15 protein-coding genes and 1 other RNA gene are annotated in these 13274 nt (G+C 58.7%); 13 read left to right on the forward strand and 3 right to left on the reverse strand.

Annotated elements, in window-relative coordinates; genetic code table 11:
- The first annotated feature begins 33 nt into the window (after positions 1 to 33).
- From MRBLMR1_RS02595 to MRBLMR1_RS02645, 11 genes are all read left to right on the forward strand, one after another.
- Complete coding sequence (locus MRBLMR1_RS02595; protein ID WP_148143582.1) at positions 34 to 306, forward strand: DUF4164 domain-containing protein; 273 nt, start codon at positions 34 to 36, stop codon at positions 304 to 306.
- Between the two features lie 12 nt (positions 307 to 318).
- Positions 319 to 696 carry a cell division protein ZapA gene (locus MRBLMR1_RS02600; RefSeq protein WP_148143584.1) on the forward strand — a complete coding sequence of 126 codons (378 nt, stop codon included), beginning with the start codon at positions 319 to 321 and terminating at the stop codon, positions 694 to 696.
- A gap of 62 nt (positions 697 to 758) precedes the next feature.
- Positions 759 to 917, forward strand: a non-coding RNA gene (ssrS, locus tag MRBLMR1_RS02605) — 6S RNA.
- A gap of 112 nt (positions 918 to 1029) precedes the next feature.
- Entirely contained in the window at positions 1030 to 2529 is a 1500-nt protein-coding gene (locus MRBLMR1_RS02610; protein WP_500063591.1) for a sensor histidine kinase, read from the forward strand.
- Positions 2526 to 2969, forward strand: a complete 444-nt coding sequence (locus MRBLMR1_RS02615; RefSeq protein WP_148143588.1) for a response regulator — start codon at positions 2526 to 2528, stop codon at positions 2967 to 2969. The genes MRBLMR1_RS02610 and MRBLMR1_RS02615 overlap by 4 nt, the downstream gene beginning before the upstream one ends.
- 9 nt (positions 2970 to 2978) lie before the next feature.
- Positions 2979 to 4010, forward strand: a complete 1032-nt coding sequence (locus MRBLMR1_RS02620) for a sensor histidine kinase (protein WP_148143591.1) — start codon at positions 2979 to 2981, stop codon at positions 4008 to 4010.
- A gap of 206 nt (positions 4011 to 4216) precedes the next feature.
- The gene (locus MRBLMR1_RS02625) at positions 4217 to 5503 is read left to right on the forward strand and encodes a hemolysin family protein (protein ID WP_148143593.1); all 1287 of its coding nucleotides are present in this window, start codon (positions 4217 to 4219) and stop codon (positions 5501 to 5503) included.
- Positions 5503 to 6102, forward strand: coding sequence for a 5-formyltetrahydrofolate cyclo-ligase (locus tag MRBLMR1_RS02630; protein WP_148143595.1), 600 nt, complete (start codon positions 5503 to 5505; stop codon positions 6100 to 6102). The genes MRBLMR1_RS02625 and MRBLMR1_RS02630 overlap by 1 nt, the downstream gene beginning before the upstream one ends.
- Positions 6103 to 6104: 2 nt before the next feature.
- Positions 6105 to 6929 (forward strand): TIGR00282 family metallophosphoesterase, encoded by an 825-nt coding sequence (locus MRBLMR1_RS02635; protein ID WP_148143597.1) that lies wholly within the window; start codon positions 6105 to 6107, stop codon positions 6927 to 6929.
- A 95-nt stretch (positions 6930 to 7024) separates the two neighbouring features.
- Positions 7025 to 7384 carry a hypothetical protein gene (locus MRBLMR1_RS02640; RefSeq protein ID WP_148143599.1) on the forward strand — a complete coding sequence of 120 codons (360 nt, stop codon included), beginning with the start codon at positions 7025 to 7027 and terminating at the stop codon, positions 7382 to 7384.
- Positions 7385 to 7556: 172 nt separating this feature from the next.
- On the forward strand, positions 7557 to 8405 hold the full coding sequence (locus MRBLMR1_RS02645) for an MBL fold metallo-hydrolase (protein WP_148143600.1): 849 nt from the start codon (positions 7557 to 7559) through the stop codon (positions 8403 to 8405).
- A gap of 22 nt (positions 8406 to 8427) precedes the next feature.
- Here MRBLMR1_RS02645 and MRBLMR1_RS02650 read toward each other — a convergent pair whose 3' ends face one another.
- Entirely contained in the window at positions 8428 to 8940 is a 513-nt protein-coding gene (locus tag MRBLMR1_RS02650) for a pyridoxamine 5'-phosphate oxidase family protein (protein ID WP_148143602.1), read from the reverse strand.
- Positions 8941 to 9109: 169 nt separating this feature from the next.
- On the opposite strand from MRBLMR1_RS02650, the gene MRBLMR1_RS02655 reads away from it, so the two are divergent.
- Entirely contained in the window at positions 9110 to 9856 is a 747-nt protein-coding gene (locus MRBLMR1_RS02655; RefSeq protein WP_148143604.1) for a YebC/PmpR family DNA-binding transcriptional regulator, read from the forward strand.
- A 181-nt stretch (positions 9857 to 10037) separates the two neighbouring features.
- Here the strand turns inward: MRBLMR1_RS02655 and MRBLMR1_RS02660 are convergent, their stop codons facing one another.
- Together MRBLMR1_RS02660 and MRBLMR1_RS02665 are read right to left on the reverse strand one after the other, a co-directional pair.
- Positions 10038 to 11045 (reverse strand): LLM class flavin-dependent oxidoreductase, encoded by a 1008-nt coding sequence (locus tag MRBLMR1_RS02660; protein WP_148145921.1) that lies wholly within the window; start codon positions 11043 to 11045, stop codon positions 10038 to 10040.
- 103 nt (positions 11046 to 11148) lie between these two features.
- Positions 11149 to 12519 carry a methyl-accepting chemotaxis protein gene (locus MRBLMR1_RS02665; RefSeq protein ID WP_183685241.1) on the reverse strand — a complete coding sequence of 457 codons (1371 nt, stop codon included), beginning with the start codon at positions 12517 to 12519 and terminating at the stop codon, positions 11149 to 11151.
- 181 nt (positions 12520 to 12700) lie between these two features.
- Here MRBLMR1_RS02665 and ruvC point away from each other — a divergent pair, with 181 nt between their 5' ends.
- Positions 12701 to 13210, forward strand: coding sequence for a crossover junction endodeoxyribonuclease RuvC (gene ruvC / locus MRBLMR1_RS02670; protein WP_148145917.1), 510 nt, complete (start codon positions 12701 to 12703; stop codon positions 13208 to 13210).
- Positions 13211 to 13274: the final 64 nt, after the last annotated feature.

The following is a 13274-nucleotide window of genomic DNA, read 5'->3' on the forward strand; positions in this document are numbered from 1 at the left end:
CGGTCTTCTTCGCATTCTCACGGGATATGATGGATGCCGGCAGAAAAGACGGTTGAGGTGGCGCTTTCGGAACTGCGCGCAGCGGTGGGCAGTCTCGAAAATGCCGTGGATGCCCGTATCGAACGTCAGCGCGAGAGCCGCGACGTCGATAGCGAAGTTCGTCGCGTCCATGCAGATCGTGCCCGTCTGGCACAGGAGCTCGATCAGTCGCAATTTCGCGCCAATCGGCTGGAAGAAGTCAATCGCGAAGTATCGCGTCGACTGGTGACGGCTATGGAAACGATCCGCGCCGTGCTTGATCGCTGACGGGAGAATTTGATGGCTCAGATTACAGTCACGATCGATGGCAAGGCCTATCGAATGGCCTGCGAGGAGGGGCAGGAAGATCACCTGACCCAGCTTGCCGACCGGCTGGACCGCTATGTCGGCCACCTCAAGGGGCAGTTCGGCGAAATCGGCGATCTGAGGATCACCGTCATGGCCGGCATCATGATCATGGACGAACTGTCCGAAATGACGCGTAAGGTTTCGGCTCTCGAGGCGGAACTGGCTTCCCTGCGGTCCAATCGCGACGGATCTATCGAGGTGCAACAGCGCAACGAGCAGGTGCTGGTCTCTACGATCGGCGAGCTTGCTGCGCGGATCGAAGGGCTTGCGGCAAAGCTCAACGGGCGCACACCTGCCGAGATCAATTGATACTTACAAAAATTCGATCCCTGGCTACTGGCGCTGCCCGAGGATCGCACATATATTCTGGTCGCGTTCTGCGCTTCCCGACAGGAACCACAATCCCTGGGGCCATACTCGATCCAAAGGGAGCTGTCCCTGACCAGGCCCGTGGGCTTGGACATATGGCGCCCACCTACGTTTGTAGGCACCCAGGATCGTAAACATCCATCGGTCGCCGCGGATCGCGCTTTCCTTTTTTAGATTGTCGTTGATGCAGTCCGGCGCTTGCCGGATATGCATTGACAATGCCGGCGTTGCGGCCAAGTTCATTCCGCCCAGTTCAATCGACGGTTCCTCTTCATGCTCTTTGCCAATAACAAGTTTGCCCGGTCTTCGCTCTTCATGCTTTTGATCGGTGCTGCACTGCTCGTTGCTATCGTCCTGTCGTCCTTCTTCCTTGCAGGCATGACGCGGACCTATTTCGATGAAGTGACTAAGCTGAGGGCGGTGCGCTCTGTCGCGGCTGACATGCTGGTTCTGCTGAATTCTGCTGAGTCGAGCCAGCGCGGTTATCTTCTGGTGCAAAACGAGGCCTTTCTCGAGCCATACCAAAAGGCGCTCGAAGCGTTGCCGAGTCAGGTCGAGCGGCTGGAGCGCGTTTCCAAAAATCAGAATACGGTCAACGTGCCGCTTGAGGATATCCGTCGCCTGATCGCTGAAAAGGTGACGGAGATGCAGTCGACGCTCAATCTTGCCAGCGAGGGCAAGGTGGCGGATGCCGTTGCCATCGTGCGCAATGAGTCCGGCTTCGTCGTCATGCAGCAGCTTCGGCAGGCGATCGGCGATGTCGTGCAGGAACTGGACGGGCATCTGATCAACGGTATCGGCGAAATCCGCGAAAGCGCGGGATCGCTGCAATATGTGACACTTGGCGGCGGACTGCTGATCATCCTGGTCGTCGGCGGCGCAATTGCCGTCGTGATGCAGCATGTGCGTGAACTCGCTCATGCCCGGGCGGAGGTCGAGGAGCTGAATGTCGGGCTTGAGGAACGGGTCAACGAGCGCACCGAAGACCTGATACAGGCCAATCGTGAAATCCAGCGTTACGCTTATATCGTCTCCCATGACCTGAGGGCTCCTCTCGTCAATATCATGGGCTTTACCAGCGAACTCGATGCGTCTCTCAAGTCGATCAGTGCCTATGTGCTGGCCGATGAGGCGCGCCCAAGCGAAGACGAGGTGCGCGAGGCGCGGCTTGCCGTCGAGGAGGATCTACCGGAGGCGATCGGGTTCATCCGGTCATCGACCAAGAAGATGGATGCCCTGATCAACGCCATCCTGAAGATTTCGCGCGATGGCCGCCGCGAGCTGAAACCTGAACGCATCGATCTCGGCGAAATGCTGGAGACGACGGCCGCAAGCGTTCATCACCAGGTCAGCGATTCCGGCGGCGAGGTAAGCATCTCCGTGGGCGCAGCCCGTGGTCTTTTGACTGACCGGTTCTCCATGGAGCAGATTTTCGGCAACCTGTTCGACAATGCGGTAAAGTACAAACATCCGGAGCGACCGCTCAACCTTTCCGTGAAGGCATTCCCGATGGGGCGCAGTGCCGTCCGGATAGAGGTGGCGGACAATGGTCGCGGGATCGCGCCGGAAGACCATGAACGCGTCTTCGAACTTTTTCGCCGGGCCGGGGTGCAGGATAAGCCGGGCGAGGGGATCGGGCTTGCGCATGTGCGCTCGTTAGTCAGAAATTTAGGCGGGGAAATTACTGTGACCTCCACATTGGGGGGAGGATCGACATTTGTCATCCGTCTGCCCATGGATCTGTCCCAGTATGTTAGGAGTAGCGGGCCATGAAAGCTGCCGGCAAGGAAGTCACCATCGTCATGATCGAAGATGACGAAGGGCATGCCCGCCTGATCGAAAAAAATGTGCGCCGGGCCGGCGTCAGCAACGATATCGTGCCTTTTACCAATGGTACCGATGCGCTCGATTTCATTCTCGGTGCCGACCGCTCGGGCATGGCCAGCAGCGATCGGCATCTTCTTATCCTTCTCGATCTCAATCTGCCGGATATGTCGGGTATTGACATCCTTGAGAAGGTGAAGTCCAACCCTCATGCAAAACGACTGCCCGTGGTGATCCTCACGACGACGGACGACGAGCGTGAAATTCAGCGCTGTTACGATCTCGGCGCGAATGTCTACATTACCAAGCCAGTGGATTACGATAGTTTTGCACACGCCATTCGACAGCTGGGTCTGTTCTTTTCGGTGATGCAGATACCCGGACAATGATGAGAAGATATGCCGCGAACGATCCTTTATGTTGACGACGATGTCGCTCTGGCCCGTCTCGCGGAACGCCATCTCGGACGCGCCGGTTACAATGTCGTCACTGCCGTCGACGGGGAAAGCGCCATGGCGGCGTTCGAAAAGGGCGGGATCGATGCGATCGTTCTAGACCACTATCTCCGCGCCGAGACCGGTATGGATATCTTCCATCGCCTGCAGGGGCGTGGCTGTTCGGCGCCGGTCATTTACGTCACCGGTTCCAGCGAAGCGACGATCGCCATCGAGGCAATGAAGAACGGCGCATCCGATTATGTCATCAAGACCGTCGGCGACGAGTTCCTGCCGCTGATGCAGAATGCGATCGGCCAGGCGATCTCGACCGCAGATCTGTGGCGCGAGAAGGAAAAGGCCGACCAGGAAATCCGCATCGGCAAGGAACGAGCCGAAATCCTGCTGGCGGAGGTCAATCACCGCGTAGCAAACAGTCTAGCTCTGGTCGCGGCGATGATCCGACTCCAGGCCGGAAGCAGCAAGAACGAGGACGTGAAGGCAGCGCTTGCCGAGACACAGGCTCGGATTGCGGCAATCGCCGGCATGCACCGTAGCCTCTACACATCCGATGACGTGCGGCAGGTTGAGATGGACAAGTATCTCGGCACGCTGGTCAACGAGGTGCAAGGAACGGTCACCGACCGTCAGGGGGCGACCATCCATCTTTCGGCCGACGAGGTAATGTTGACGTCGGATCGCGCAGTTTCCGTCGGCATGATCGTCACCGAGCTTCTGACCAATGCGTTGAAATATGCTTATGAACCGGGAACTGATGGCGAAGTACGCGTCCTTCTGACACGTCAGCCGGATGACAAGGCGCTGCTTGCTGTCGAGGATGACGGGATCGGCTGGAAAGAAGGCGACGTCGTCAGGGGAACAGGTCTTGGAAGCCGGATCGTGAAGTCAATGGCGTCCACGCTCGGATCGGCCATTCAATACGTCGAGCGGCCAAAAGGCACACGTGCGGAGATGACGATCGATCTCTCTATTTGATCGGCGGCAGACATCAGTTGTTCCAGCCATTGCAATAGACGCAAGCCGACCTTATGATTTCTGCTCACAGGTGAAGGTGCGCAGTTCCGAGAACCGGCTGACGGTTTTCCGAACTGCGCGCGAGATCACATCATGAAATCAACGGCAGCCGCCGCAAGCGGTCAACGTTTTGTGCGCAGGATATTGTCCCAGCCTAAGAGCACCTTTTGTTAACCGAAATCCTTATCGTCGTTGCACTCACCATATTGAATGGTGTTCTTGCGATGTCGGAACTTGCCGTTGTTTCATCCCGCCCCATCCGTCTCAAGGTTATGGCAGAGCAGGGAAATCGCGGTGCGGCCACAGCCATCAAGCTTGCCGAAGACCCAGGTCGTTTTCTCTCTTCCGTTCAGATCGGCATCACGCTGGTTGGTGTTCTTTCCGGCGCATTTTCAGGCGCAACCCTCGGCACGCGCCTGACCTCATGGCTCGAGGCACAAGGCATGGCCGAGAACCTTGCCGACTGGCTTGGTGTCGGCGGTGTCGTTGTCGTCATCACCTATATGTCGCTTATCCTCGGCGAACTGGTGCCGAAGCAGATTGCGCTTCGCGCGCCGGAGTCTGTTGCCGCCCGCGTCGCGCCTGCGATGAAGCTCGTGGCAATGATCGGCGCGCCCATCGTCTGGTTTCTTGATATTTCCGGCCGCTTCGTGCTGGCCATACTCGGTCAGAAGGGCGAGTCCGAAGACAAGGTGACGGACGAGGAAATCCGCACCGTTCTTGCTGAAGCGCAGAGCGCCGGCGTCATCGAAAGCGGTGAGTCCGAGATGATTTCGGGCGTCATGCGCCTGGCCGACCGCACCGCCCGCGGCCTGATGACGCCGCGCCGCGATGTCGAGGTGATCGATACGGAGGACGAGCCGGAGGAAATCCGCGCCCAGCTTCGCGCCACGACACGCTCCCGCCTTCCGGTTCGCAAGGGCAGTTCCGACGAGATCATAGGCGTTCTGTTCGTCAAGGACGCCTATGATTTCATGGCCGGCGGAAAGCAGTTCGATGTTCAGCTCGCGATGCGCGAGGCTCCCGTCGTCTCCGACCTGACCGGCGCTCTCGACGTCATCCAGGCGCTCAGGAAGGCACCGGCGCATATGGTGCTTGTCTATGACGAATACGGTCATTTCGAAGGCATCATCAGCTCCGGCGACGTGCTGGAGGCAATCACCGGTGTGTTCCAGGAAGACGCGACCGAAGAGCCTGCAATCGTGGTGCGGGACGATGGTTCTTACCTGATCGCCGGCTGGATGCCGGTGGATGAGTTCGGGGCGCAGATGGGGATCTCTATCGAGGAAGATCCGGGTTACGAGACCGTTGCCGGTTTCGTGCTTGACGAATTGAAGCACCTGCCGGAACTCGGCGAAAGCTTCACGACGCATGGCTGGACCTTCGAGGTCGTCGATCTTGACGGTCGGCGTATCGACAAGCTGCTGGTCTCGCGCTCGGGCGACAAGGCCTGATGGCCGGCCGATCGATCAAGGCGTCGCTGCGGGCCGAAAGGCTCGCGGCGCGCGATGCGCTCAGTGCTGCGGAGCGCGTGGAGAAAAGCCTGTCGCTGGCATCGCATGGCATGGCGGCGATCTATCTCAACGACGGAACGCTCGTGTCCGGCTTCCTGCCGATCCGCTCCGAGGTGGATGTCCGTCCTCTTATGGATCTCCTGAGACAACGCGGGGCGCGGATTTGTGTGCCCGTTGTACTCGATAAGGAAACCATCGTTTTTCGCGAACTGACACCCGGCGCCGAGCTTGTCGCGGGTGTCTTCGGCACGGTCGGGCCGGGGTTGGACGCGGCCGAACTCGACCCCGAGATCATGCTGGTGCCGCTTGCGGCGTTCGACCGCAGAGGCCACCGGATCGGTTATGGTGGCGGTTATTATGATCGCGCAATTTACCGTTTGCAGCAAAAAGGCTGCAATCCACGGCTGATCGGCATTGCTTTCGACTGCCAGGAAGTGGCATCAGTTCCCGACGAACCTCATGATATAAGGCTTCACGGGATCCTGACGGAAAGCGGTTTTCGCGATCTGTCCGATGAGGCCATTGTAAAGATTGGATAGGAATGCGCCTTCTCTTTCTAGGTGACATGGTCGGCAAGACCGGCCGCACGACCGTATGGGAAAAACTGCCGGGCCTGATTTCCGACCTGAAGCTCGATTTCGTCATCGTCAACGGCGAGAACGCGGCCGGCGGTTTCGGCATCACCGAGGACATCTTTCTCGAGACGATCAATGCCGGCGCTGATGTCGTCACCACCGGCAACCACGTTTGGGACCAGAAGGAAGCGGTGACTTTTGCCGGTCGCCACGACCAGTTCCTGCGACCTGCCAACTATCCTGCCGGCACGCCGGGTAAGGGGTCGGGTCTCTATTATGCCCGCAATGGTGCGCGCATCCTCGTTGCCAACATCATGGGCCGGGTTTTCATGCATCCGGAACTCGACGATCCCTTCAAGAGCGCCGAGGCAATCCTTGATGCTGCTCCGTTGAAGGAGCAGGCCGACGCGATCATCTTCGATTTCCACGCAGAAGCGACCAGCGAGAAGCAGTGCTTTGGGCATTTCGTCGACGGGCGCGCCTCGCTCGTTGTCGGCACGCATACCCATGTGCCGACTGCCGATTGCCAGATCCTGAACGGCGGCACCGGCTACATGTCGGATGCCGGCATGTGCGGTGACTACGACTCGTCTCTGGGAATGGAGAAGGAAGAGCCGCTCAACCGCTTCATCTCGAAAATGCCTAAGGGCCGGTTCGAGGCGGCGCATGGACCGGCGACGCTTTGCGGTCTCGGGATCGAGATTTCGGATTCGACCGGGCTTGCCGAAAAGATCGAGCCCATCCGGATCGGGCCGCGGTTGGCGGAAACCATTCCCAGCTTCTGGCGTTGATTGGGCAACCGCGGTTACCATGCTATCATTCAGGCATGTGACTTCCTGCACCGGCGCTTGTGCCGGGCAGGGCGGCATCTGATGGAGGGCATAGCATGGTTGACCCGGTTACCCGCGTTTCTTCGACGTCAGCATCCGCCGCGACTTTGGTCGATAGCAGCGTGGTCAGCCGGGCTGAGCCCGACAATGTCTGGGCAGCCCACCGGCAGGATCAGATCAATGCCGACCTTATGACCATGAAGCGTTTTCGTGAGCAGCAGGACGAGGCCGGAAGCGAAGAAGAGCCTTCCGCGTCTCTCGATGGTCGGCACCCGCACCGCCGACAGGACGCGACTGCTTCGGAAACACTCGACGAGCAGGCAGATGACGCAAGATTGTCGGGTGAAAGCGAGCGTATCGGAACGCGGAATTACGATGACGAGACGCCATTCGGGCATCGTACACTGATCATCTGATCCGGTTTCATATGGGGCCATGTTCGGGAGCGCCTTGTGTCGGATCGAACTCAACCTTTGGCCGAATGACGGAATTGTGAGGCGCGGATCGGTAATGTCTGCTGGACCGATCCGCATGCTTGCCCCATCCTTTTCCCCGGAATGAGCATGAACGCGTTTTCCGGAGTGTGGCATGAAGCTGCGAACTCTCGCATTCGGTTTTTCGGCCTTTCTTCTTTCAGCATTCTCTTCGGCCTACGCACAGGAGGGCCTTCCTGTCAGCCAATGCCAGGCAATCGCTCAGAAACTGCCGCAAGTGCGGTTTGCGAGCTTCAGGCCGCCGGGCGTTCAGCTTGCGCAGGCGGGCAAGGCGTTGACGCTCGCCGAGCGGGAAGAGGTGAGGATCACCTTCGTCGGGCATTCTACCTATTTCATCGAGACGCCGGGCGGTATCGGGATTGCGACGGACTACAGCGGTGTCTATCGGCCTGACAGATTGCCGGACGTGGTGACGATGAACCGCGCGCATTCCACTCATTACTCTCTGACGCCCGATCCAGGGATTGAGATGGTGCTGCATGGGTGGAGCGATGTGCCGGGTGAAAAGGCTAAACATCAGGAGATGATTGGAGATGTCTATATCCGCAATGTCGTCTCCGACATCCGCAACTGGGGCGGCGGTATAGAGGAGAACGGCAATTCTATCTTCATCTTCGAGGTTGCGGGCCTGTGCATAGGCCATCTGGGGCATCTGCATTTTGAATTGAACGAGGCGCAATATACGGAGATCGGGCGTCTCGATATCCTGATGGTGCCTGTCGACGGTGGTTTGACCATGGGGGCGGACAGCATGAGCCGCGTCGTGCAACGGCTGCGGTCTTCGCTGATCCTGCCGATGCACCGTTTCGGGCCGCCGCTGGATACGTTCCTCGCGATGTTCGACGGGAAGTTCGACATCGCCTATGCGAAGGAAAAAACGCTCAGGGTATCGATGCGGTCTCTGCCCAAGAAACCGACGATCCTGGTGCCGCAGGGGCTTTAACGGCCCCCGCGGCTAAATCAGACTAATGGATTGCCGAGAAGGTGAGGTGCTGCTTGACGCCTACTTCCGGCATCTTCTCGTCGGTCATGTTGGCCTTGGCGATCTCCCAGCCGAATTTCAGCGTGCTGTTGGTCGAGGCCCAGATTTCGGCATCATCTACCTTGAAGGCGAGCATGGTGAGAAGCGGATCGTCCTTGCCCTGCTCGTACCAGGCGGCGGTTACGGCGCTCCAGTATTCGTCGCGCTTTGCGGCATCGAGGCGGACTTCGATCAGGCCCGACAGGCAAGCGTGATAGTCATGGTTCTTGCCGGTGACGCAGAAATGCGCCCGGCCGCCAGCGCCGATGGCGCGCACGAGATCCGTATCCGTCTTGGTAAAGAACCAGATCGTATTGGTCTTGGTATCGACATTCGGCGCCATCGGCTGGAAATGCATGTGTGTGCCTTCCAGACCAAGCATGCCGGCATGGACGCCATTGATCTCGTCCCACATCTGGCGTTCGGGTGCTTCGCGGGCTTCAGTGAGGCTTGCCATTCCTGCGTCTCCTTTGTTGTTTTCGATAGGTCAAACGGAGCTGCAAAGGCTTTGTTCCGGCCCATTTCGTTGAGGCGGGGACGCTTGGGTAATCGAAATGCCTTGAATGGCGGGCGCTTCGAAATTATAAGGCGCCCATTCCAAAACCGGTTAAAGTATCAGGGGTGCCATGGCTGGCCATTCACAGTTCAAAAACATCATGCACCGCAAGGGCAAGCAGGACGGCATCCGTTCGAAGATGTTCTCCAAGCTCGCACGCGAAATCACCGTTGCTGCCAAGACAGGTCTTCCCGACCCGACGATGAACGCTGCGCTTCGCCTTGCCGTGCAGAACGCCAAGGCACAGTCGATGCCGAAGGATAACATCGACCGTGCGATCAAGAAGGCTTCCGGTGCTGACGCCGAGAACTACGATTCCGTGCGTTACGAAGGCTACGGCCCGGGCGGCACGGCCGTCATCGTCGAGGCGCTGACTGACAACCGCAACCGCACCGCATCCAACGTCCGCTCCATCTTCACCAAGGCCGGCGGTGCGCTTGGTGAAACCGGTTCGGTTTCCTTCTCCTTCGATCACGTCGGCGAAATCACCTACAAGCTTTCCGTCGGCGATGCCGACAAGGTGATGGAAGCGGCTATCGAAGCCGGCGCCGATGACGTCGAGACCGACGAAGAAGGCCACACGATCTATTGCGGTTTCGAGGACATGAACGAAGTGTCCAAGGCGCTCGAAGGCGTTCTCGGCGAAGCCGAGACAGTCAAGGCGATCTGGAAGGCGCAGAACACGATCGAAGTCGATGAGGAAAAGGCGCAGTCGCTGATGAAGCTCATCGGCAACCTGGAAGACGATGATGACGTGCAGAACGTCTATTCGAACTTCGAGGTGTCGGACGAAGTTCTGGCCAAGCTTTCGGCCTGATTGTTATTGAGGGGTGGCTTCGGAGTTGCCCCTCACCCTAACCCTCTCCCCGCTTGCGGGGAGAGGGGACTTGCCACGCTCGGCGTTGGCGATATGCGGTGAGCTTGCCACACGGGTCCTTCGCCCCGCGAGCGGGGAGAAGGTGCCGGCAGGCGGATGAGGGGCAGCCCCCGCATCACCCTCAAGCTCCGTAATTTTCCTTTTCCATCATCGGCAGTGACGCAAACAGGTCCACCGAATGCAGGCGTGCGCCGATGTCATGGATCGGCATGGAGACGATCAGTTCGTCAGCGCCGGTTTCTTCGAGGAAATCCTTCAGCTTTGCCTCGATGGTCGCCACCGAGCCGACGGCTGCGTAGCGCAGCGTGTGCTCGACGCTCATCTTTTCCATCGGCGTCCAGAACCCGTCCATGCTGTCCAGCGGCTTGGGAAAGCGGGTGCGGACATTCTTGCGCAGATTGACGAATTGCTGCTGCGACGATGTGAAGAGGCGTTCCGCCTCCTTGTCGGTATCGGCGGCGACGCCCATGACGCCAACCATGACATAAGGCTTGTCGAGTTCCGCTGACGGCTGGAAGCGTTCGCGATAGATCGCAATCGCATCCATCAGCATGTCGGGCGCGAAATGGGAGGCGAAGGCATAGGGCAGGCCCAGCGCCGCGGCGAGATGGGCGCTGTAGAGGCTGGAGCCGAGAAGCCAGATCGGCACATTGGCTTCGGTTCCGGGGACTGCGATGATCGCCTGGTTCTCGATCGGCGTGCCGAGCAGGTGCTTCAGCTCGACGATATCCTGCGGAAAGCTTTCGGCACCGGCGTCCATGTTACGCCGTAACGCGCTGGCGGTGCGCATATCGGTGCCGGGAGCGCGGCCGAGGCCGAGGTCGACACGGCCGGGCAACAGGGCTTCCAGCGTGCCGAACTGTTCGGCGATGACGAGCGGGGAGTGGTTGGGCAGCATGACGCCGCCGGAACCGACGCGGATTTTCTTCGTCGCCGCCCCCACATGGGCGATGACGATCGATGTCGCGGCGCTGGCTATGCCGGGCATGCCGTGGTGCTCGGCCAGCCAGACACGCTTGTAACCCTGCTCTTCGGCCTTGATTGCCATGCGACGGGATTGATCGAGCGCATCGCGCACCGAGTAGCCTTCGCCGACCGGCGAAAGGTCAAGTATCGAGAACGGAATCATGGATCTACCTTGGAAAGGAACAATTCTGTCGTTCCTATCTAGGGAGCCGGAACCGCCGATGCGACCCTTTCGCGCAGAAAAGCATGAGCAGGCGGTTCCGCTTTTACGTCTTCACTAACTTCAGATGGCTGCGGTGGTGGGGCGGGCTGGTGTCTGGCGGTGTGTGGTCATCGTGAAGAACGGTGATATGAATGAAGCGTCCGCAATGCCTATTGATCACCGCAAGCTCCTGCGCCAGGCGTTCTAGCGCCGTCTCCAGCATATGGTCGAGCGAGCGGCGCTGGCTGGCATGCTTGAGTGACCCGTCCAGAATGACGCCGCTGCGGGCAACGATATCTGACGACATCGTCGAAGCTTCCGAGATTAACGTGAGCTTGTCGCCGATCGTCTCGAAACTCTCGTGCAGATGCTGTTCCTGCTGCAGGATACGACCCGTCTGGGTGCGCGCTTGCTGGAGGCAGAGAGTGACGTCGCGTTCCAGAAGCGAAGCCTGCTTTGCTGCTGCCGCGCTTGTTTCGGCCATATTGCGCAACTCGGCTGCGAAAGCCGGCAGCGTTTCCTGGGGGCCGGCCATGTTTGCTGCCGCAACGCTGGCGCTGACGGAAAGCATGTTGGTGCGGAATGCCATGTCGCGCATCAGCGCAGCGATCTCTCCAACCTGTTTCTCTGAGTCGCGCATGCTTTCAGATGCCTTGGCCTCCTGCGAAACGGTTTCGTGGCTTTGTTGCCAATAGGTCTTGGCATTGGCAGCGATTGTGGCGATCTCTCTCAACGCCGCATCCTGTTCACGCAGGAGATCCGCGATATCACGCAGGCCATTGCCGGCAACCGAAAGAGCAGGAACTTCATCCGGTATCATCGAACGCTCCTGCGCCAGCCGGATACGCGCCTCGGCGCATTCTCCATGCAGGGTGCTCGCCGAAGTGATGATGGTTGTCAGGCTTTCGTTGAGCGAATTGACTGCCTTGTTGAAATCACCGCGCAATCCTTCGAAGCCATCCGAGAAGGGAGTGTCGAGAGTGACGGAAAGGTCGCCTGTCGCGAGGCGACGCAAACCGGCATCCAAGGCGCTGAGCGCTTCTTCCGAAGCCTTCTGGCGATCGTTGCCTGCTATTCCATGCTGCTGGTCAATAGTCCTCAACCCAACCAAGCGGGGGATGGCCGGATTGAGGCGTTCAGGAGAAGTTTTTGGTTCTGAAGACTTTGGCAGCGGGCCTAAACCGGATGTGATCGCATTTTCAGGTGCCGCACCAAGCAATAGTCTGGTCGAGGCCGGTCTTGTTTCATGAGCGCCGGCAATGCGGGTGGCCATCATAGCCGTCGCCATTGAGAAACCAACGACGCCCGCTGCCAGAAGTACTGTCATGGCGGGGGACATTCCCGGAGAAAAAGTGGATGCGATCACTGCCAGCAGGCCATTCTGCACTAGCAGAAGAGCCGTGATCTTCATGAACAAGCTTTGGCGTTGAGACATCGCCCTCTCTCCCTCTCGTATCATTCGAGAACACCCAGAACGCGGAAAATCCGCCGTCGTTGCACAGGTCATATCAGTAGAGCGACATATGGTTAGCGACGCGTTAACCAGTTGAAATTCGATGTTTCTGTTTTGTTCATATTTCAATGGCTATCAAGGGCGGGTGAAGGTAGGGTGAGGCATGGCAGACATCATTCGAATCATCGGCATCGATCCCGGACTTCGGCGCACCGGCTGGGGTGTGATCGACACGATCGGCAACAGCCTGAAGTTCGTCGCCTCAGGTACGGTGACTTCGGATGGGGATCTGGATCTCGCTTCGCGCCTGTGCCAGCTGCATGACGGGCTTGCCGAGGTCGTACATGCCTACAAGCCGGACGAGGCGGCGGTCGAACAGACTTTCGTCAACAAGGATGCGGTCGCGACGCTGAAGCTTGGTCAGGCACGCGGCGTCGTGATGCTGGTGCCTGCTCGTGCCGGACTGCCTGTTTCGGAATATGCGCCGAATGCTGTGAAAAAATCGGTGATCGGCGTCGGCCACGGCGATAAGAAACAGATCCACATGATGCTGAAGATCCTGATGCCCAAGGTCGAGTTCAAGGGTGACGATGCTGCTGATGCTCTCGCCATTGCCATCTGCCACGCCCATAACCGTGGCGGAAATCGTATGCGTCAGGCGTTGGCCGGATAACCGCTCAATAGGTTTGTTCTTGACTTGTTCTCTAGGTAAGATATTTTCTTACTCAAAGGAGAGC

The sequence above is a fragment of the Neorhizobium sp. LMR1-1-1.1 genome, assembly GCF_040675795.1.
Classification (GTDB): domain Bacteria; phylum Pseudomonadota; class Alphaproteobacteria; order Rhizobiales; family Rhizobiaceae; genus Neorhizobium; species Neorhizobium cellulosilyticum.